The organism is Leptospira sp. B5-022, from assembly GCF_000347035.1.
Classification (GTDB): Bacteria; Spirochaetota; Leptospiria; order Leptospirales; family Leptospiraceae; genus Leptospira_B; species Leptospira_B cinconiae.
The window spans coordinates 142,717-161,220 of record NZ_ANIJ01000014.1 but is presented as its reverse complement, the minus strand read 5'-3'; the positions used below and the strand labels follow the sequence as shown (position 1 = coordinate 161,220).

Sequence of the window (18,504 nt, the reverse complement as noted above, 5' to 3'; positions counted from 1 at the left end):
GATGCCATCTATCCTAAGCACAAGTAGAATTTGATCAAAAATGTCTAAATCCGGATTCTTTAGGAAAATAAGTTTTTCCTTCGTAAGAATATGTAACCTGTGGGGATTCGCCTTCTTCGATACCTAAGACTGAGCCTATCTTTCGGATAGAGACCCCTTCCCAAGAAGAAGGTAATTCGTCCGGAGATAAGAATAGAAGTTCTAATTCTTCTCCTGAAGTCAGAACTCCTTCTATTCCGATTGCTTCTTTCACTCCGTTTTCGAATGGAAGTTTGTCCAGATCCAATTCGATCCTAACACCGGAAGATTTTGCCAATTTGAACACATCCTGTTTAAGCCCGTCGGTTAGGTCCATTCCGGCATGTATTCTATTTTTCGAATATAAAGAACGGCTTAAACTTAATCTGGACTTAGGTCTTAAATGTCTGTCTAGAGCGATCTTTTTTACTTCCGGAGAAAGTGAAATATATGCGCCTTCTAATATTTTATATCCTAAAAGAGAAGCGCCTATATGACCGCTTAAGTAAACACTATCTCCCGGTTTTCCTCCCTTTCTATCTACAGGAGAATCCGATTTTCCTAACAAAGTTAAAGTTAAGTTTAATTCTTGGGTCCGATAAGTGTCCCCGCCGCAAAGTTCTATTTTATAAGAAGTTAATGCCTTTTTAAATGAGTCGACAAATGGTTCTAAAAATTCTTTTCGATTGCAGGAAGGAGAAAGTCCGAAATTGAAAAATGCTTTTTGAGGAGTCCCGTTAGCCGCTGCTATATCCGACACGTTAACTTCCACCAACTTGTTTGCTATATCTTCGGGGCGACTCCAGTCCAATCGGAAATGAGTTCCTTCGACTATCGTATCCGTCGTGATCAAGTTCCCTTCTTTGTCCGAATAACAGTCGTTTTCCTGTTCTTTGCCGGGGGGATATAAGGAGGAGATGAGTTCTTCTTCGTTCAATTGTTTTCCGATATCTAAAAATCTTGACTTTGTTTTATTGTAACCCTAGTATAAGGCTATGAAATCTCGTATAAATTCTTTTTATCTAATTGCACTGATTTTTTCAGTATTCTCTTTTGGGGGAAGTTGGCAATTCAATTCGTTATCAGCAGAGACTTCTTGTAAATATTCCATTAGCAGCGAAGCAACGGGTCTGGAGTGGAAAGCGTTTAAATTCACCGAAAAAACTGGAGTCGGCGGTAAGTTTACGAAATTGAATATTTCCGGAACTAAATCTGCGGCTACGGTTCCCGACACATTAAAAGGTTTAAAATTCTCAATCGATGCTTTGGATTTGGACAGCGGAAATCCGGAAAGAGATCCTAAGATCAAGGGAGCATTTTTCGGAAATCTGAAAAAGAACGGAAAAATAGAAGGTTCCGTCTCTTCCGTGAAATTAGAAACGGATGGAAAATCCGGAAGTGGTGTGGTAAAACTTTTATGGAATGGAGTCAGCAAGGAAGTTCCCTTACAATTTACTTTAACTGGAGAAGTTATAGAAGCAAAAGGCCTCTTGGACGTAAATCAGTGGAATGCAGGAAAGGCATTAACTGAATTGAACAAGGTATGCAACGATCTGCATAAGGGAAAGGACGGTAAATCGGTTCTTTGGCCGGATGTAGAAATTATTATAAAATCTACATTAAAGAAAGATTGTAAATAAGGTGGAAAAGTGGAGTAGGTTCCCCATCCGCTCCATTATGAATTCGAAATATTCTTAAAAAATTTACCTCAGCCGGAAGTAGGAACGTAACAAAGACAAAGGATTTTATGAGGTTGTGCGCAACTGCGTATATCGGTGGCGAACCAGCTACCTTGGGTGCTGACTTGAGTATTTCCTATTTGCCCTAAGGTTGATAAAGCGCCGTCGTCTTCTCCATTGTTACAATTGTCTGCAGCTGCATCACCGTTTCCATCTCCGAAACTCCAAAAGGTTTGATTTCCTAAACCGCCTGCTTCCAATGTCACATCGAGATTCACAGTAAAAAGGTTGGCAAAATCAAGGGAGATCTGTGTTCCAAACGGTCCGCGGATCGGAACTCCTGTGGTAGGAAGATCGGCATAAAGTGCATTTAAAGAAGAGGCTGATACGAGAGTCGTGGAGACCAATGGAGCATATTTAGAACATTTAGTGTCTATAATATTCGAAAAAATTCGCTCTTGCCCGCAAAGAAAATTCAAACTAGAATCGAGGGAACCAGGCCCTAATACTGTTAACTTTCCATTAAAGCTAGTATTACTAGCATACATATAAATTCCCTCGGGAGCCGAAAAAAGCAGATTCATTAAGGTCGCCTTAGGGCTACAGCTCCTATCCTGGTCCGAGCAGGTTTTATCGGAAAGGCATCCGCTTGCGAAGATATAAAAGAATATAACAAAAAGAATACGGACCGTCATCCAGCCAAAGATAAGTTATAGTTTGTAAGTAAGCAAGAAATTATAAATCAATTTTAAATCTTAAATCCGTTTTCTATTTCCGGCTTCTTACTGTTTAATTCCTATAACAAAGACAAATTATCGGATGAGATTCGCTACACGCCGGAGCGCCCGATAAAATCCAACTTGTAGTGATATCTGTCGCAGACCCGATTGCCCCTGCGGCTCCCATATTCGTCCCATCGATACAGTTATCGGCGGAATTATAAACTCCTCCCGAGTTGGAGAAAGTCCAAAAGTTTTGAGATATCACTCCTGCCTCTGCCAAGGTAATCTGTAGTCCTGGAAACATATTTGTCCAAGAATTTGCGATAATATCACCTCTCGGTCCTCTCACGGGATATTCAGTATTATCAGGCAGGCCGAAATCCGTCGGAAAATTAGAAAGGTAATGTGTAGAAGTGGAGACTACTGGAAGAATATTGGAACAAGTGAAATCCGTGATCGAAGAAAATAACTTATTACTAGTGCAGATATTATACAGGCTATCGTCTAAGCTGGATCCGAATTTTGCCAGATCTCCCTGGTAACTTTGGGTGGAATACAGATAGATCCCTTTCGGGGTGGAAAAAATAGAAAATAATAGTTCTTTAGTGTTACAGGCTTTATCCGTATCGGAGCAGACGTCGGAAGACATACAAGCGTTGGAAAATAGAAGTAAGAAACTAAAAAAGTAAAATGTTTTGCTCATATAAAAATTCCCGAAAGTAGACGAATCTCTAATCCTTTAGACGAAAAAAGATCTTTAATAACAGATACACAAAACTTTTCTATGCTGGTCGCAGGTATCGCTTGCAAAGGATGGCCAACTCAAACCGATATCATTCGGATCTCCCGTAATTCCAACATTTGCATTATCTGACAAGGTGCCGTTTACACAGGAGCTGGAAGCATATCCCCATCCGGTGGTCGCAAAAGTCCAAAATTTTTCGGTCGTTACTCCCGCTTCACTCATTGATAGTTTCGGATTAGAAGATAAAATTAAATTCCATTGGTCATAAATTAATTCTCCTCGAGCTCCTCTTATTGGTAAAGTCCCATCTAACGAAAAATCCGTAGTGTACGAACTAACGGAGCTCGTCGGGCTTGCAGTTAGAGGAAGAACGTTCCCGCAATTGGAAATGGTCTGAGCGAAAAGTCTCGCTTCGGCACAAATATTCATAAGGCTGATCTGGAGGTCCGGTCCATAGGCGGCTAAGTTTCCTTGAAAGGATTTTTGAGTAGAATAGAGATAGATCCCCGGAGGAGTAGAAATATGAGAATATAAAATTTCGTTAGCGCTGCAACTCTTATCCTCTGAGGAACAGGTTTTACCATTCATACATCCGTATGCGGAAAAAAATAAGAAGAAAAGTAATATCGCAAAAAATTTCACCGCACGATTAAAGACCGAACGGCCGTGTTTTGCAAGAAATAATTTACTGAATGATGTGCAGAATGTGGATCTTTTAAAAATGAATCTTTAGAGAGATCAAGAAAGTTTTATTGGGATTCGGAATTGATAACCGGTGTGAAACAAACACAAAGTACACGATAACGGGAATCACAACTGGAGAATGATTCTCCTCCAGGATTGATCCAATCATTGTTCTTCGTGGATGGCGAACCGACTGCTCCGAAAAATTCGGAGGTATTATCCGATCCGGCATTACAATTATCTCCCGCTAACCCTCCGCCTATAGTGGAAAAGGTCCAAAAATCCCCATCCCCTAAACCTGAACTGGAAAGAGACTGTTTCGGACTTATTTCACCGAGAACAAAATCTTCCCAGGTATCCGAGATCAATATACCCGTGGGGCCGTAGATCGGAAGATTGCTTGGAACGGAAAAGGCATTTGTAAATGTGAATAAAGGCACTGATTCGCTAGATATAAAAGCCCATACGTCGGGACAAAACTGATTCACAAGAGATGAAAATAATTTTTCTCCCTTACAAATATTTTGACCTCCTATTTCCGGTCCTGATCCGTATGCGGCAAGATTGCCTTGATAAGTGTTGATCGTGGAATAAATATAGATCCCGTTCGGAACAGAAAGGATGGAGGTAAGTAAGGCTTGAGAACTACAGCTTTTATCCTCGTCGGAGCAGGTCTTTTCGCTCAAACAATTGTAATATAGGGAAGAACAAAGGACTGTTATAAGGATGAAAGAGCGACTTCGCATAATACTATACTCACGGGATGGCTATACAAAGTTCAAGGAATTTCTCATTACACTTGACTAAAATGTCTAAAAGTTTTTCCTTCTGCCAAGATGCGTCCAAATTCTAAAGTCCGTTCTACAGTTTTTTTCCTATTGGCCTTGGTCCTAACCCCAAGTCTGCTATTCGCCGAACAAACCATTCTTCTCCGCAAGGGTGGCAAAGTGATCGGTAACGTAGTCGGCCAAAACGAGAAGACGATCACCGTTCAATCCGACACCGGCAAACAGACCATCAGTAAAAGAGATATATTAAAAATCATTTATAAAGATATCACTAGAGAAGAAGAGAATCGCATTCGTAAGGAAGAAGAGAAGAAAGTCCAGGAAAATCCCCAAATAGTAGAGGAACCGGTCCAGATCATTCCGCCTCCGGTTTCTAACGAACCTAACAGAAGTAGATGGAGCGCGGTTTGGCGTTCCGCACTTTTACCAGGCTGGGGACAATGGTATACCGACAATAAACTGGAAGCTAAGATTACCGGCGGCGCATTCCTTGCCAGCTTAGCATACGCCGGTTATTCCAGATCCGAAGCGGAATCCGCAAAAAGTAAATATGATGATGCCGTCTCCAAGAGTAGTACTACCGGTTCCTTTATCTACGGAGGCGGGATTGCAAATTTCTACCTTCTCACCATAGTCCCCAGCGCAAGAGCGGATTATGAAAGCTCCGTCCAGACCTATAATACTTCCGTATATTTGTTGGGTGGAGTGTATTTGGCTCAATTGGTCCGGACCTATTTTCTGGGAAAATCTTGGGAGGAGGGTGCAACAGCCAATCCAGTTGCTTGGACAGTCGTACCTAAACCGGATTGGTCTGCCTCGGGAAGAGTCGGTTGGGGCGCGGAAGCAAGTTTTAGCCTTGGTTTTTAGGAATTTTGTTCGTATTTCCTTGACCCCTTAGGCCGGTACGCGAAATTGGCCAATACAGGACATACCCATGCCAATCGTATCTAAACCGCATAGAACTCCTTCCTTAAAAAAGGAACAAGCTAATAAAGCTTGGTACGTAGTCGACGCAGAAGGCAAAACCTTAGGTCGTCTCGCTTCGGAGATCGCAACTAGACTCCGCGGTAAACATAAACCTACTTTTACTCCAAACGTTGATTGTGGAGATAATATTATCGTTATCAATGCTGCTAAGGTAGCTGTGACTGGAAATAAAGAGACTCAAAAAGAATATTTCCATCACTCTCGTTATCCGGGTGGTATGACAGCTACTACTCTCCAGAATATGAGAGTAAAACAACCTGAAAAAATCCTGTACGAAGCAGTAAAAGGTATGCTTCCTAAAAGCAAACTCGGTGCAGAAATGTTAACCCATTTCAGGATCTTCCCTGGAACCGAGCATAATCTCGGCGCTCAAAAGCCGATCAAACTGGAACTCTAGGAGATATTAGAATATGGCAACCGCCAAGGAAATCTGGGCAGTAGGACGTCGCAAAAACGCGATCGCCCGCGTAAAATTAAAAGAAGGTTCCGGAAAAATTGTAATCAACGATAAGGATTACAAAGATTATCTGCAAAATAGCCGTTCTAATATTAAAGAAGCTTTAACCGCTTTAACTCTGATGAACGTTTCTGAAAAGTTTGATCTTAAGGTAAACGTTTCCGGGGGAGGGATCATCGGGCAAGTGGGAGCGATCCGCCATGCACTTGCAAGAGTAATCTGCCGTTATAATCCCGAGTTCAGACCGACTGTTAAAAAAGAAGGCCTTCTGACTCGTGACCCACGTATGGTGGAGCGCAAGAAATACGGTCTACACAAAGCACGTAGAGGAACTCAGTTCTCTAAACGTTAATTTACGCTTTTTAGATCTTTTTTTGGGAATGCCTGAAGTTCTTGCCAACAAGACCTCGGGCATTTTCTGTTTTTAGGGGATACATGAATTTTAAAAAAGTTTCCGAAGTCCGCACAATTTTTTTGGATTATTTTAAGGAGAAGGGCCACACAATAGTGCCTTCTTCCTCTTTATTGCCTGCGGGAGATCCTACACTTCTATTCACGACTGCGGGAATGGTGCAGTTCAAACCTTTGTTCACAGGCGCTGTGGAACTTCCTTATACAAGAGCCGCCTCCGCTCAAAAATGTCTTCGAACCACGGATCTGGAGAATGTAGGTAAAACGGAAAGGCACTGTACATTCTTTGAGATGTTGGGAAACTTCAGCTTCGGAGATTATTTCAAGGAAGAAGCGATCGAATACGCACTGGATTGCTCGGTAAACTATCTTGGATTTCCTAAAGAGAAGATCTGGATCACTGTATTCGAAAATGATGATGAAGCAGAAAAAATTTGGATCTCCAAAGGTATTCCGAAGGAAAGGATCACTCGTTTAGGAAAAAAAGATAATTTCTGGGGACCTGCGGGCGATAGCGGCGCTTGCGGACCTTGTTCCGAATTATATTTGGATAGAGGGCCGGAAAAAGCGTTCCCGGATTGTGGTGTCAAATACGAGTGCAAGCCGGGTTGTGATTGTGATCGTTTTTTAGAATTTTGGAATATAGTATTCAACCAATTCAACCAAGATACGGAAGGAAATCTTCATCCGCTCAAACAAACAGGCATCGATACCGGTTCCGGATTGGAAAGAGTGGCTTTACTTCTGCAAGGCGTGGATTCCGTTTATGATACGGACGAGCTGAAAAAGATCATCCAAGAAGTGGAAAAGATCTCGGGAAAAACGTATAACGAATCCACTAAAGTTCCTTTTAGGGTGATCACGGACCATATTCGTTCCGTATTGTTTACCGTATCCGACGGGATCTATCCGGACAGAACCGGGCGAGGATACGTTATCCGTCGCCTGATCCGTAGAGCCGTATTATTCGCTAGAAAACTGGATCTAAAAGAACCTTTCCTATACAAACTGGCAAAATCGGTATGCGATATTTATAAAGAAAGATATCCTGAACTGGAAAAACATATTTCCTCCGTGGAAAGAACACTTCTCGCAGAAGAAGAGTTATTCCTCAAAACCTTAGAGATCGGTTTGGAAAAGATAGAAGTCCTCGTTTCCAAAACAAAATCGGAATGTTCCAATACTTTCTCCGGAAAAGACAGCTTTCTGTTATACGGAACGTACGGTTTCCCTGCGGAGATGACGGAAGAGATCGTAGCGGAACACGGACTCTCCTTCGATCGTAAAGGTTTCGAGGACGAATTGGAGAAGGACAGGCAATCTTCTCGCGAGACCTGGAAAGCAAACAAAGTCTCTTTATTCACCGGGATCAAAACGGATAAGACCCAATTTTTGGGTTACGACGTTTTAGAAGCCGAGTCCGATCTTAAATTTATATTCTCGGATAATAAACAAGCTACGGCGCTCAAAGAAGGGGAGTCAGGAGTATTCGTATTTTCTTCCAGTCCGTTCTATCCGGAGGGAGGAGGACAGGTGGGGGATATCGGATTCATCCGAAAGGACGGGTCCGTCTTTAAGGTTTTGGACACCCAGAAAGAGAATGATAACATTCTTCATATCGGAACCGTTCTCTCCGGAAGTTTTTCCGTTGGAGACAAGGCTAGGTTGGAAGTAGAGAAGGAAAGAAGAGAAAGACTCAAATTCCATCACTCCGGAACCCACTTATTAAACGGCGCACTTCGCACTTTACTGGGAAATCATGTGCTCCAAAAGGGATCCATCGTATCTCCAGAATATCTACGTTTCGACTTCTCTCATCCGAGCCCTTTGAGTCCAGAAGAAATTCGTAATATAGAATCCTGGGTGAACGAAAGTATCGTGCGTCATATCCCGGTCGATACAAAGGTCCTTCCGATCGAAGAAGCTAAAAAAACGGGAGCAGTCGCTGCCTTTGACGAAAAATACGGAGACAGTGTAAGAGTTCTTCAGATGGGCGATCGCTCCTTGGAATTCTGCGGGGGAACTCATGTGGGGAATACAGGGGATATCGGATACTTCTTCATTAAAAAAGAATCCAGCCCGGGTGCCGGGAATAGAAGGATAGAAGCAGTGGCAGGCCCGCTGGTTGTGGAAACCTTCCAAAACAGATTTGCAGAATTAACGGAAGCTGTCCAAAATCTAAATCTAAAGATCAAAGACGAGTTAGCCACAGACGGTGCCTCATTCTCTATCAAAACGATTATCCCAGGACCGGATGAGATTAGATCCTTATTCGAGACCAAGGGGGCGGATGCAGTCGTTTTTCTTAGAGATCTTTCCGAAAAACTCTCGCTCGAATTGGAAGAAACCCAATCCAAATTCTTAAAAGAGAAAAAAAATAGAGAATCCAGGGACTTCGAGAACAATCCGGAAGTGATCGCAAAAGTATTCGAAAATTCTAAAGTGATCGGTTCCGTTAAGATTGTTTCTGCGATATTTGAGTCCAAGGATGCGAAGGCATTAAAAGGACTTTCCGACAATATCAAGGTAAGAGAGAAGGAAATAGTAGCCATTCTTGCCAGCAAAAACACGGAAGACGCGAGTATCGTAATTACTTGTTCCTCTTCTTTGGTTGGAAAGATCCATTGCGGAGAACTTGTAAAAACCGCCTGTGAAATTTTAGGCGGAAAGGGCGGCGGAAAACCGGATATGGCACAAGGCGGAGGAAAAGAAGTTTCCAAAGTGGAAGAAGCAGTCCGATCCGCATTGGAAAAAGCAAGTTCCAGTTTGAACGGAGGAAAATAAGATGAGCGATCCATCATTTGATGTTGTTTCCGAGATAGATAGACCTGAATTACAAAATGCGGTTACCCAAGCGATCGCGGAGATCAAGAATAGATTCGACTTTAAAGGTTCCAAGTCGGAGATCAAATTGGAAGAGGAGAATCTGATCCTTATCTCGGACAATGAAGCAAAATTGGAAAGTGTGATCGATGTTTTGATCAACAAAATGGCAAAAAGAGGACTCGGTCTCAAGTCCTTCGATTTTAAATCCAAATTGGAACCTGCTACAGGTAATACCGTTCGGATGAAAGTGAAGATCCGCAACGGTCTTGAAAAAGAACAGACCAAAGAGATCACTAAGATCGTAAAAGATTCCAAATTGAAAGTGATCCCTACTATCATGGGGAATTGTGTTAGGATCCAAGGAAAGAAGAAGGATGATCTCCAAGAGATCATGAGACTTTTAAAATCTGCGAACCTTCCTTTCGATGTTCAATTCCAGAATTTTAAAGGATAAAACCGTAACATTCCGAAACGATAAGGGTCTAATCTAAGTATGAAACGTTTTCTATTTCCCGCAATTATTTCTATTCTTCTAATCTCAGGACTTTCTGCAGAAGAGGAAAATCCGATCAAGTTCAAAATAGAAAAATCTTCACCTTCCGTTTATCTTTTGAAAGTGGCTCATCCCGAAAATTTCGGGATCCAAAAAGAGGCTCCCCATCGTATTTTACTCAATCCTGGATTCGGATTAAAAGTGGTCTCTGCGGATCTAAAACTGAAAGGTAAAACTTCTCCCCGCAAAAAAGAATATTTCGAATCAGTGGAGCCAATGCAGATAAAATTGGAAGGAAAAGGAGAGCTGGAGATCCACGCAAAAATTTTCTACTGCGACTATAACAGGAATATCTGCATTCCTGGGAAGATATTACAAAAAGAAATTATACAATAATTGAATATCTACTCTTCCTCACAAATAAAGCGGCCGAGATGCCGCTTTTTTTGTGACTTATTTTAAGAAGCAGCCGACGTTGGAGTGCCAACAGTCAGGTTCTTCAAACATTATACAATTTAATCATGCCATGTAGGAGTTCTAAGGGGAAATCCGTTAAAAAGATCCTGTTAAATAATACGTTGTGCGAATTCCTACAAAGTAGTTCTTTATCACTTCTTAATTTCTATCTTTAGATCCGGTTGAGATACATGAAATAGATAATATGTCTTGCCGTTGATCGGTTTGGAAACTTTTACTATTTTTCCTTTGGAATCCACTAACTCTTTCAGGAATTTTCTGTCGGTAGGACGAAACGAGTCTCCCTTTTCCGCTATAAAAAGATTTAAGGCTCTTTTTTTCGCCAATTCCAATGCCTCACCCTCGTTCCCATCCAAGGAAGACACAACAACTTGATAGGTAGATGAGCTGATAAAACCTTCGGTCGCTTTTACGAATTGGTCGTCTTCTGTCGGAGCGGACTCTTCCACAACATTCTTCGGAGTTTCTTTTTTAGGTTCTTCCGTTTGAGGAGTTTTACATACGGAAATGAGAGAAACGACCAGTAACGCAAAAATCGTTTTTGTATGCATAGCGTTAGATTCCTTTGTTATTGAATAATTTTAGATTCTAAGGTTCGCTTGAGTAAATCCGCATCCACAACTCTAAAAACGAAAGTGCAGCTCTTAGGGTCGCTATAATCTTCTCTATATAAGAACAGTTTATCCAAAAGCCAAGCGAAAGAAGCTCGGTAAGTTAAATAATCCGCATTTACGATTTCCGTCTTCTTTTTTTCTTTTTTTTCTTCCGGAGAATCGTCTTCAACCTGGGCCTGTACGTTTTGGGTAGCGATAGAAGCGGCACCCATAGGAGAATTGGATTTGGTACGAACCGCTTGTGGAGGCCCAGGAAGCGGCTCATACTTGGGAACCGTAGAATTAACTCCGACACCGATCCAAGTTTTTCTTTCCTCTGAGATCTGTGCTAAAAGCAAATTAACCGATATCTCATCTCTTTTACGGAGCGCTCTTGACTTACAATCTTCTCTCAGTGTTAGAAGGGGTTTTTCTTGGTTCGGGACCGGAACTGTCACAACAACTTGGAAATAATCGTGAGAAATAAAACCTGAGTCATTTAAGTTATCCCAAATTTTTCTTCGGTATTCGGGATCTGCGGGCTCGCAATACCCGAAAAAAAATGTCAGGAATACGACCGACAATACCCTCAACATAGTTCCTAGTTTATTGTTCCCCTCTACAAAAACCAGCGGGATTTTTTCCCGGTAACTTCTGGACAACATAACTTTTAGGGGAAAACTTGTTGGTTATGTGGGAATATCTTTCCAAGTCCGTAATTTCTCGTTTCAGCTTTTCGTTTTTCATTCTTTGTCTTCTTATAAACTTCGAAACTTTCGCAAATGAAGACATCTTCTCCGAGATCCGAACCACTTTGGAGTCCAGAGTGAAGAAGGTTACTCTGAAAAATGGGATTCGGCTTCTTATGATGAAAAGGGCCGATTCTCCTACGGTCGCAGTTTATACCAAATTTTTGGTGGGGGCTGCGGACGAAACTCCTGAGATCGCGGGAACCGCTCACCTTCTGGAACATATGCTTTTTAAGGGTACGAAAAATATAGGAGTCACCGATTCTGAAAAAGAAAAAGTATATCTGGAACAGATCCGCGTTTGGGGAAAACGTTTAGATTCGTATCGTATGCAGGAAAGAGAACTGGCTGCAAAAGGGGAGCCTGTTCCGGAAAAGTTAATCAAAGATAAAAATATTTTAGAGATCAGATTTAAAAATCTGTTGGAGCTTCATCGTAAATTCGTGGTTTCTAACGAAGATTCTTATATTTACGAAAAGAACGGAGGCACAGGTTTTAACGCATATACGACGAATGATGTTACGAATTATCAGATTTTACTTCCCGCAAATAGATTGGAGATCTGGGCTAAACTGGAATCCGATAGATTAAAAGATCCTATATTAAGGGAATATTATACGGAAAGGGATGTGGTCCTGGAAGAGCGCAGGATGAGAGTGGAAAACCAGGGAATGGGGATCTTAAGAGAAAAATTTTTAGGCGCCGCTTTTCCGAAACATCCGTACGGAATGCCTGTGATCGGTTACGAATCCAATCTTCCTTTTTTGGACATAGATAAAACGGAAGAATTTTTCAAAAAGAATTACAGACCGCATAAAATGGCAATCGGGATCGTAGGAGATCTGGATTTCGATAAGACAGAAAGTTTAGTCCGAAAATATTTCGAAGATATTCCGGACGGACCTTCCCCTAAACTTTCTCATGAACAAGAAAGTTTTGATCATGAGACGAGGAGAGTGACCGTAAAACATTCTTCCGGTCCTATGAAAGTAATGGGTTGGCTGACTCCAGCTTCTCCTCATCCGGATAAACCTGTTTTAGAATTGATAGATGCGATCTTATCCCAGGGTGAAACCGGTAGATTGTATAAAAGACTGGTACTTCGAGATAAACTTGCCCAGAGAGTTGCCTGTTGGACTGGAGAACCGGGAGAAAGATACGCAAATCTATTCGCGATCTATGTGACAAATGTGAGAGGGGCCGACCCGGACAGGATAGAAACTTCTATCTTGGAAGAAATAGAAACTCTCAAAAAAGAAGCGGTTGCCGAAGTGGAACTGGCGAAGATCAAAAACCAGATCGTTGCCGATTATATCAGAGGTTTGAATAGTAATTCTAAACTAGCGGATGTTCTTACATACTACGAGCTAGTGGCGGGAGATTGGACGGAAATTTTTGACGATTACGCTCGATTGGATAGAGTCACTCCCGAAGATATCATGAGAGTGGCCCAAAAATATTTCACACATAGGAACCTTACCGTAGGCGATCTGATCAATTCCGACGGAGAGAAAAAATGAATATAATAAAAAGATTAACTATCTCTTCATTTGTGTTTTTATTCCCTTTTATCACTTCGGACGCGGCTCCGGGAGATTTTGTAAAAGACGTAAAGATCCCCGCCTTAGAATTCCATTTTCCTGAAATTCGGGAGATTGGTCAGGACCCGAACACTCGGATCTTATATTTGGAAAACCCCGAGTTCCCTATTAAAACCCTGGAGATCACATTTTACGCAGGACCTTCTTTTTACACAAAAACTCCTTTCGAACTAGTGGAAATTTTTCCGGAAGCTTGGAAGAGGGGAGGTACAATCTCCCATCCCGGAGAAAGTTTTGCGGAAGTCTGGGAATCCTTCGGTTCCAAACTGAGAGTGGATTCTGATCTGGACACCGTGACTTTAACATTCTCCTGGCTTTCCAGATATGATCAGGAATCCAAAGCTCTAATCTCTGAATTTCTAAAACAACCGATTTTCGGAAAAGAAGCTTTTGAAATCGCAAGATTACAATTAGGCGAACAGATCAAAAGGAGAAACGATAATATCGTAGGGTTAGCTTTTAGAAAAGCAAACGAACTCGTATACCAAGGAAAAGTAAAAGGTAAGTCTCTTTTGTTATCCGCACTTGAACAATTAAAAGAAGAAGATCTAGGGGAATATTATAAGAATCAATTATTGAGTTCTAGACGTTCTATTCTAGTTAGCGGTAAATGGAACCAAGAAGAGATCCCTCAGTTTTTAGGAGATATTCTGCCTGCATTCTCCGGAACTCCTGTGATGGAGTCTGAAAGTTCCATACCTGACGAGTTGAATAAAAAACTAAAAAGTAAAGAGATCAAAAACCTGATCGTGGACAAAGCGAATACTCAGAATGTTGTCCTGTTTCTGGGAGTAGGGCCTGCGCATAACGATCAGGATTTTTATGCGGTGCAAGTTTTGAATTATCTGGTTGGAGGCGGGGGATTTACGTCCTACTTTATGAGTAAGATCCGCTCGGATAAGGGACTGGCTTATTCTTCTTCCAGTCATCCTGTATTTGAAAAAGATCACTCGGTGATCTACTTTTTTACTCAAACGAAATCCCAAAGCACCATGGAAGTGTATAATCTCATGGGAGAAATTTTGGGAGATTCTACATTCTCTAATATAAGCGAAGAGGAATTGAAGAACGCGAAAGAAGCCATCCTAAACAAGTTTATCTTCCTGTTTACCGATTCGGTCGAAATTCTCCGCAATGAGGTCCGTTTCAGAGAGCATAAAATGCCTAAGAATTATCTGAAGAATTATAGAGACAAAATCCAGGAAGTTACTCTTGCAGATTTGAGAAGAGTAGGTAAGATCTATTTTAGAAGAGATAAACTTACCGCAGTGATCTCCGGCCCAAGATCTTCCGTCTCTTCCGACCTGCCTGGACAAAAAACGATCGGCCCGGAAGATCCGATTCCATAATGGATTGTACATTCGAACATAGAGGATATTTATTCGAAGGAATTTCGGAAGGAGGAATTCGCACTTCCGTAGTAATGCCTCGATTAGGGTTGATGTTCGATATTGGACACCAAAATCCCAACCGAATCAATATCGAAAGATTACTTTTGACCCATGCACATTTGGATCATTCTGCAGGGTTACCTTATTATATTTCCCAAAGATCCTTACGTAAATTAGGACCTCCTAAAATATATCTTCCTAAAACCTTAGAAGCGCCTATGAGAGAAATTTTGTCCCTCTATTCCAAGATAGAAGACTTCACTTACCATTACGAAATGAAAGGGTTAGAAGAAGGAGAAGAGGTTGAAATAGACGCATCCCATTTTTTTAAAGTATGGAAAACATTCCATAGAGTGGATTCCCAAGGGTATACGATTTATGAAAGAAAGAAAAAATTAAGAACCGAATTTATAGGTTTGGATAGGGACGAACTTTTAAAAAAGAAAAAAGAAGGGATCGATATCAACGAACTTAGTTCCAAACCTGTGGTTAGTTTTTCCGGCGATACTAAAATCGAATATGTGCTGACCCATAAAGATGTGGCTGAATCCGAGATCCTTTTTTTAGAATGCACCTATATAGATCACGAAAGGAATGTGGAAGATGCGAGAGAATGGGGACATATCCATCTGGATGAGATAATACATCATCTTTCCTCCTTTAAGAACGAAAAGATAGTTCTGATCCATTTTTCAAAACGATATCCTTCCGCATATATTCGAAAAGTATTCTCTAAAAGAATTCCCCTTTCCGAAAGGGATAGGATCCACCTTTTTCTTCCCGGATAATTTTATGGCTCCTCAAAATCCGAAACAGAAATACGGGTCTTCTATTTATAAAGACGGATTAGAGGATTGGATCCATTCTGAATTAATAAAGCGCCCTTATGACTGGCTGGAAGACCTTGAAAAAAAGGCCGCTCAAGACAAGTTCCCTGTTTTAACTCCTGCCTCGGGCGCAGTGCTTGCGTTTTTGGCTTCTTCTTGGGATCCGGATATTGTTTTGGAATTAGGGACCGGTTATGGGATCTCGTTGATCTGGCTTTTATCCGCAGTCCGCAAAAACGTAAAAGTCCGAACCGTAGATAGAGAAGCGGAGTTCATCCAAGTTGCGAAAGAATTTATTGCCAAGCTGGAGCCGAACTCACCCAGAGTGGAATTTACGAATGCGGACTGTTCCGAGATCGCAAAAGAATTTTTGGACACTTCTTCTTACGGAAAGAAAGAACTGATGTTTGTGGATTGTGACAAGGTCCGCTACCCTGAAATTTTAGAGATGATCCTGGAGAAGGGGAAGAGCAGAAATCTCAGAGTGATCTACGATAATGTTCTTTGGCATGGAAGGATCGCGGACCCGCAAAACCAAGCTCCTTCCGACCAAGCTGTGCGAAAATTATGGTCTCAAATCAAAAATTCCAAGATAGAATACACCATATTCCCTGTCGGCGACGGAATATTATGTTTCGATTTTAAGCAATAAAAAGCTTGTTTGCTTCTTAAGCGTTGTGTTATATTACCGCGAAGGGTCGATCACATGACAAAAATTTCTTTCCCTCGGATCGTCGCGGTTCTTGCGGCATTCTTCTTAATTACGTACGGCGTCACTGCACAAAATAAACCTACAAATAACGACGGTAAGGGTTCTGCCTTGGCTAACGCAGCCGAAGATCCTAAATACCAAGGGGATTATTTGGAGGAATTTCATTTTGCCAGGACCTTGGATTCCACTCAGAATAAGATCAAAGGTGATCTAGGCGCTCTGGAAGTGGTGGTAAAAAATTTCGGATCTCAGGTCCAGAATTCTCAACAGGACTTCGATACCATCTGGAAAAAATACAACGAAGCATATCGCTATTCTTTAATGCGCAAATATGTGGTCGCCGGCCGTAAGATGAAGGAAACGGAAGACGAGACAAACAAACTGTACGGAAAATTCTCCGATCTATATAACCAAAAAGTGGATCAACTCTTAGGAGAATGTGCGGATGCGATCGTTTCCATCGAACAAAAGTCCGGACCAGGGGCGGCTGCAAAAGGATATGCGGGACGAGAAGTCTCTCATAACCAGCACAAACTTCAGATCGCTTACTATCAATTCATCCAAGCGGAGAAGATGAGAAGGGACTCCAGATTTAAGGATAGCCTGATGCATCTTAGGATCGCGAAAGAATACGGAATTTCTATCCTCAGCAAATTGAAAACCGAAGAGGAGAGTAAAAATATCCGGGAGAAATACAAGGTGGATCTGAGCGACAACCGCAATATGGTGTACGCAGAGACCAAACTTTAAAAGATCTCCGGGTTAAACGCTCGGATTCCTTGACGTATCATGAGGGGATAACAGGCTATGCCTGAGATCCCCGGAGAAATAAATTTCCATACGTGATACGAAAAATTTTACTCACACTTTTCCTTCTAATATTCTCATTCTCCGTTTCTTCCCAAGAAACAACCCCGAAAAGAACCTATAATATAGTCATAGATCCGGGCCATGGAGGTTTGGATCTAAAACCTAAGGAAGAACACGGAGACAAGTACGATCCTATCTCGAATAAATATCTGGAACCTTATAAGGCGGGCGCCCAAACAAAATCCAGAAGAGAAAGTGAAGTAGTACTCGCTCTTGCAAAAGAAGTAAAAGAAATTTTGGATCTCACCAAAACTCAGGAAGGATTCGAAACATTCCGATCCTACGCTAAAAAATTCACAAACGATACACTTCCTTGGATCAGAATAGATTCGGATCTGACTAGAGAGGAAACTGCAAAAGAAGAAGGAGCCGATCTTTCTTCCGACCCAAATGCTTTTTACAGACTGTATGATTATCCGGATAAAAAAACAGGAAAGATCAAACCTGGAAGGATTTCCAGGATCAATGCGGCTCGACCTTATTTAGTTCTGTCTTTACATTTGAATCCAAGTTGGAAAGGGCATCCAGGCGGAATGGCTGCGGTTCTCTCTCCTTCTTATAGAACATTCTATAATTTACGAAAAATATCCGAAGGAAAATCTTCTAAGTCATTTGAAGAAGGACCTTGGAGCGAATGGATGCGTTTCAAAATGGAATGGTCCCGTTTAGAAAATGCAGTCGCAGATGCTTGGATCTATTTTAACGGATACTGGCCGAACAAATCCGGGAAAAAAACGGATCTTTCCAATTTCGAAGGATACCGCCAAAACATGGTAACCTGGAAATATGCAGATCCTCCGGGCTGGATCGACAAAGCGGTGTTAAACGGTCCAGGGCCTTATGCCAAAAAACATTCTGAATATTCCGCCAAAGGAAAATTTTGGGATAGAGAAAGAGCAGAACCCGAACTCTGGAGAAGAGAGGACGGCGCAGAAGGATTCGGCGGAGACAATCATTACGCCGCAGCGGAACTCATGAGATTTTTACAATACGGTCTTAGGACTTTGCCGACCCAAGACGAAGAATTATCCAATCCAGGTCCGATCAATAAACCGTATATCTCCACTTATAGTCTTCCTACTTTTATCAATGCGATCTCCGCTTATTTAGAGATCGGTTATATCGATAAGGAGAAGGACATGAAGATCCTGACCCAAAGAAAAAAGGACACTGCGATCAGTTTGGCAGTGGGGATCTATTCCTTATTTCACGGCATCAAAATTAAATCTGCAGATCTACCCTACGTTCCCAAAGGGAAGAAGATAGACTGGGCGCGTTATGAGAACTTGAAGGAAGGGAATTATTTTAGGGTGGTAAGTGACGAGTAATCTTGAGTCTTCTTTCCACAACGGGCAGAACTCAGAAACATTCGAAATCTCCTCCTTGCTTTTATAATTCCTGAGAAACAATTAGGCTCTGGTCGCTCGGATCAATTCTGCGATCAGCAGTTCGATCCATTGAAGAGTCTGATAGA

Annotated in this window: 20 protein-coding genes; 13 read left to right on the top strand and 7 right to left on the bottom strand. The window is 41.7% G+C overall.

The genetic code is table 11. The features are described 5' to 3' along the window. Positions 1-34: 34 nt before the first annotated feature. Positions 35-955, bottom strand: a complete 921-nt coding sequence (gene thiL / locus LEP1GSC192_RS05265; RefSeq protein ID WP_020768889.1) for a thiamine-phosphate kinase — start codon at positions 953-955, stop codon at positions 35-37. Between the two features lie 58 nt (positions 956-1,013). Here thiL and LEP1GSC192_RS05260 point away from each other — a divergent pair, with 58 nt between their 5' ends. Beyond that, on the top strand, positions 1,014-1,658 hold the full coding sequence (locus LEP1GSC192_RS05260; RefSeq protein WP_020768769.1) for a YceI family protein: 645 nt from the start codon (positions 1,014-1,016) through the stop codon (positions 1,656-1,658). 68 nt (positions 1,659-1,726) lie between these two features. Here the strand turns inward: LEP1GSC192_RS05260 and LEP1GSC192_RS05255 are convergent, their stop codons facing one another. The 4 genes from LEP1GSC192_RS05255 to LEP1GSC192_RS05240 form a co-directional block, all read right to left on the bottom strand. Continuing rightward, positions 1,727-2,281: a hypothetical protein gene (locus tag LEP1GSC192_RS05255; protein WP_232420965.1), complete on the bottom strand. Its 555-nt coding sequence runs from the start codon at positions 2,279-2,281 to the stop codon at positions 1,727-1,729. A gap of 205 nt (positions 2,282-2,486) precedes the next feature. Next, on the bottom strand, positions 2,487-3,122 hold the full coding sequence (locus LEP1GSC192_RS05250; RefSeq protein WP_020768783.1) for a hypothetical protein: 636 nt from the start codon (positions 3,120-3,122) through the stop codon (positions 2,487-2,489). A 54-nt stretch (positions 3,123-3,176) separates the two neighbouring features. After that, entirely contained in the window at positions 3,177-3,752 is a 576-nt protein-coding gene (locus LEP1GSC192_RS05245) for a hypothetical protein (RefSeq protein ID WP_157186891.1), read from the bottom strand. A 161-nt stretch (positions 3,753-3,913) separates the two neighbouring features. After that, a complete protein-coding gene (locus tag LEP1GSC192_RS05240) occupies positions 3,914-4,594 on the bottom strand; it encodes a hypothetical protein (protein WP_020768799.1) in 681 nt (226 codons plus the stop codon). A gap of 90 nt (positions 4,595-4,684) precedes the next feature. Between LEP1GSC192_RS05240 and LEP1GSC192_RS05235 the strand changes: the two genes are divergently transcribed. The 6 genes from LEP1GSC192_RS05235 to LEP1GSC192_RS05210 all read left to right on the top strand — a co-directional run bounded on the left by LEP1GSC192_RS05235 (position 4,685) and on the right by LEP1GSC192_RS05210 (position 10,206). Beyond that, positions 4,685-5,503 carry an LA_0442/LA_0875 N-terminal domain-containing protein gene (locus tag LEP1GSC192_RS05235; RefSeq protein WP_020768764.1) on the top strand — a complete coding sequence of 273 codons (819 nt, stop codon included), beginning with the start codon at positions 4,685-4,687 and terminating at the stop codon, positions 5,501-5,503. A 67-nt stretch (positions 5,504-5,570) separates the two neighbouring features. Continuing rightward, on the top strand, positions 5,571-6,020 hold the full coding sequence (gene rplM / locus LEP1GSC192_RS05230) for a 50S ribosomal protein L13 (RefSeq protein ID WP_008594822.1): 450 nt from the start codon (positions 5,571-5,573) through the stop codon (positions 6,018-6,020). 13 nt (positions 6,021-6,033) lie between these two features. Beyond that, a complete protein-coding gene (rpsI, locus tag LEP1GSC192_RS05225) occupies positions 6,034-6,432 on the top strand; it encodes a 30S ribosomal protein S9 (RefSeq protein WP_020768787.1) in 399 nt (132 codons plus the stop codon). An 83-nt stretch (positions 6,433-6,515) separates the two neighbouring features. Further along, positions 6,516-9,275: an alanine--tRNA ligase gene (alaS, locus tag LEP1GSC192_RS05220; protein ID WP_020768892.1), complete on the top strand. Its 2,760-nt coding sequence runs from the start codon at positions 6,516-6,518 to the stop codon at positions 9,273-9,275. A gap of 1 nt (position 9,276) precedes the next feature. Further along, positions 9,277-9,771: a YajQ family cyclic di-GMP-binding protein gene (locus LEP1GSC192_RS05215; protein ID WP_020768817.1), complete on the top strand. Its 495-nt coding sequence runs from the start codon at positions 9,277-9,279 to the stop codon at positions 9,769-9,771. A gap of 39 nt (positions 9,772-9,810) precedes the next feature. Then, a complete protein-coding gene (locus LEP1GSC192_RS05210) occupies positions 9,811-10,206 on the top strand; it encodes a hypothetical protein (RefSeq protein ID WP_020768981.1) in 396 nt (131 codons plus the stop codon). 212 nt (positions 10,207-10,418) lie between these two features. Here LEP1GSC192_RS05210 and LEP1GSC192_RS05205 read toward each other — a convergent pair whose 3' ends face one another. After that, positions 10,419-10,838, bottom strand: a complete 420-nt coding sequence (locus LEP1GSC192_RS05205; protein ID WP_020768825.1) for a lipoprotein — start codon at positions 10,836-10,838, stop codon at positions 10,419-10,421. A 17-nt stretch (positions 10,839-10,855) separates the two neighbouring features. Next, on the bottom strand, positions 10,856-11,476 hold the full coding sequence (locus tag LEP1GSC192_RS05200) for a hypothetical protein (RefSeq protein WP_198289296.1): 621 nt from the start codon (positions 11,474-11,476) through the stop codon (positions 10,856-10,858). A 95-nt stretch (positions 11,477-11,571) separates the two neighbouring features. On the opposite strand from LEP1GSC192_RS05200, the gene LEP1GSC192_RS05195 reads away from it, so the two are divergent. The 6 genes from LEP1GSC192_RS05195 to LEP1GSC192_RS05170 all read left to right on the top strand — a co-directional run bounded on the left by LEP1GSC192_RS05195 (position 11,572) and on the right by LEP1GSC192_RS05170 (position 18,358). After that, entirely contained in the window at positions 11,572-13,149 is a 1,578-nt protein-coding gene (locus LEP1GSC192_RS05195) for a pitrilysin family protein (protein WP_020768978.1), read from the top strand. Beyond that, complete coding sequence (locus LEP1GSC192_RS05190; RefSeq protein WP_020768765.1) at positions 13,146-14,579, top strand: pitrilysin family protein; 1,434 nt, start codon at positions 13,146-13,148, stop codon at positions 14,577-14,579. The genes LEP1GSC192_RS05195 and LEP1GSC192_RS05190 overlap by 4 nt, the downstream gene beginning before the upstream one ends. After that, positions 14,579-15,409 carry an MBL fold metallo-hydrolase gene (locus tag LEP1GSC192_RS05185; protein ID WP_020768803.1) on the top strand — a complete coding sequence of 277 codons (831 nt, stop codon included), beginning with the start codon at positions 14,579-14,581 and terminating at the stop codon, positions 15,407-15,409. The genes LEP1GSC192_RS05190 and LEP1GSC192_RS05185 overlap by 1 nt, the downstream gene beginning before the upstream one ends. 4 nt (positions 15,410-15,413) lie before the next feature. Then, the gene (locus LEP1GSC192_RS05180; protein ID WP_020768872.1) at positions 15,414-16,100 is read left to right on the top strand and encodes an O-methyltransferase; all 687 of its coding nucleotides are present in this window, start codon (positions 15,414-15,416) and stop codon (positions 16,098-16,100) included. Positions 16,101-16,154: 54 nt separating this feature from the next. Continuing rightward, positions 16,155-16,910: a hypothetical protein gene (locus LEP1GSC192_RS05175; RefSeq protein ID WP_020768800.1), complete on the top strand. Its 756-nt coding sequence runs from the start codon at positions 16,155-16,157 to the stop codon at positions 16,908-16,910. Between the two features lie 128 nt (positions 16,911-17,038). Then, the gene (locus LEP1GSC192_RS05170) at positions 17,039-18,358 is read left to right on the top strand and encodes an N-acetylmuramoyl-L-alanine amidase (protein WP_369750024.1); all 1,320 of its coding nucleotides are present in this window, start codon (positions 17,039-17,041) and stop codon (positions 18,356-18,358) included. The last annotated feature ends 146 nt before the right edge of the window (positions 18,359-18,504 follow it).

What these genes read in the sequence shown, in the direction of transcription:
- LEP1GSC192_RS05260 (WP_020768769.1), top strand. Translation starts at nt 1,014, where the DNA reads ATGAAATCTCGTATAAATTCTTTTTATCTAATTGCACTGATTTTTTCA.
- LEP1GSC192_RS05255 (WP_232420965.1), bottom strand. Translation starts at nt 2,281, where the DNA reads ATGAATCTGCTTTTTTCGGCTCCCGAGGGAATTTATATGTATGCTAGT.
- LEP1GSC192_RS05250 (WP_020768783.1), bottom strand. Translation starts at nt 3,122, where the DNA reads ATGAGCAAAACATTTTACTTTTTTAGTTTCTTACTTCTATTTTCCAAC.
- LEP1GSC192_RS05245 (WP_157186891.1), bottom strand. Translation starts at nt 3,752, where the DNA reads ATGAATGGTAAAACCTGTTCCTCAGAGGATAAGAGTTGCAGCGCTAAC.
- LEP1GSC192_RS05240 (WP_020768799.1), bottom strand. Translation starts at nt 4,594, where the DNA reads ATGCGAAGTCGCTCTTTCATCCTTATAACAGTCCTTTGTTCTTCCCTA.
- LEP1GSC192_RS05235 (WP_020768764.1), top strand. Translation starts at nt 4,685, where the DNA reads ATGCGTCCAAATTCTAAAGTCCGTTCTACAGTTTTTTTCCTATTGGCC.
- rplM (WP_008594822.1), top strand. Translation starts at nt 5,571, where the DNA reads ATGCCAATCGTATCTAAACCGCATAGAACTCCTTCCTTAAAAAAGGAA.
- rpsI (WP_020768787.1), top strand. Translation starts at nt 6,034, where the DNA reads ATGGCAACCGCCAAGGAAATCTGGGCAGTAGGACGTCGCAAAAACGCG.
- alaS (WP_020768892.1), top strand. Translation starts at nt 6,516, where the DNA reads ATGAATTTTAAAAAAGTTTCCGAAGTCCGCACAATTTTTTTGGATTAT.
- LEP1GSC192_RS05215 (WP_020768817.1), top strand. Translation starts at nt 9,277, where the DNA reads ATGAGCGATCCATCATTTGATGTTGTTTCCGAGATAGATAGACCTGAA.
- LEP1GSC192_RS05210 (WP_020768981.1), top strand. Translation starts at nt 9,811, where the DNA reads ATGAAACGTTTTCTATTTCCCGCAATTATTTCTATTCTTCTAATCTCA.
- LEP1GSC192_RS05205 (WP_020768825.1), bottom strand. Translation starts at nt 10,838, where the DNA reads ATGCATACAAAAACGATTTTTGCGTTACTGGTCGTTTCTCTCATTTCC.
- LEP1GSC192_RS05200 (WP_198289296.1), bottom strand. Translation starts at nt 11,476, where the DNA reads ATGTTGAGGGTATTGTCGGTCGTATTCCTGACATTTTTTTTCGGGTAT.
- LEP1GSC192_RS05195 (WP_020768978.1), top strand. Translation starts at nt 11,572, where the DNA reads ATGTGGGAATATCTTTCCAAGTCCGTAATTTCTCGTTTCAGCTTTTCG.
- LEP1GSC192_RS05190 (WP_020768765.1), top strand. Translation starts at nt 13,146, where the DNA reads ATGAATATAATAAAAAGATTAACTATCTCTTCATTTGTGTTTTTATTC.
- LEP1GSC192_RS05185 (WP_020768803.1), top strand. Translation starts at nt 14,579, where the DNA reads ATGGATTGTACATTCGAACATAGAGGATATTTATTCGAAGGAATTTCG.
- LEP1GSC192_RS05180 (WP_020768872.1), top strand. Translation starts at nt 15,414, where the DNA reads ATGGCTCCTCAAAATCCGAAACAGAAATACGGGTCTTCTATTTATAAA.
- LEP1GSC192_RS05175 (WP_020768800.1), top strand. Translation starts at nt 16,155, where the DNA reads ATGACAAAAATTTCTTTCCCTCGGATCGTCGCGGTTCTTGCGGCATTC.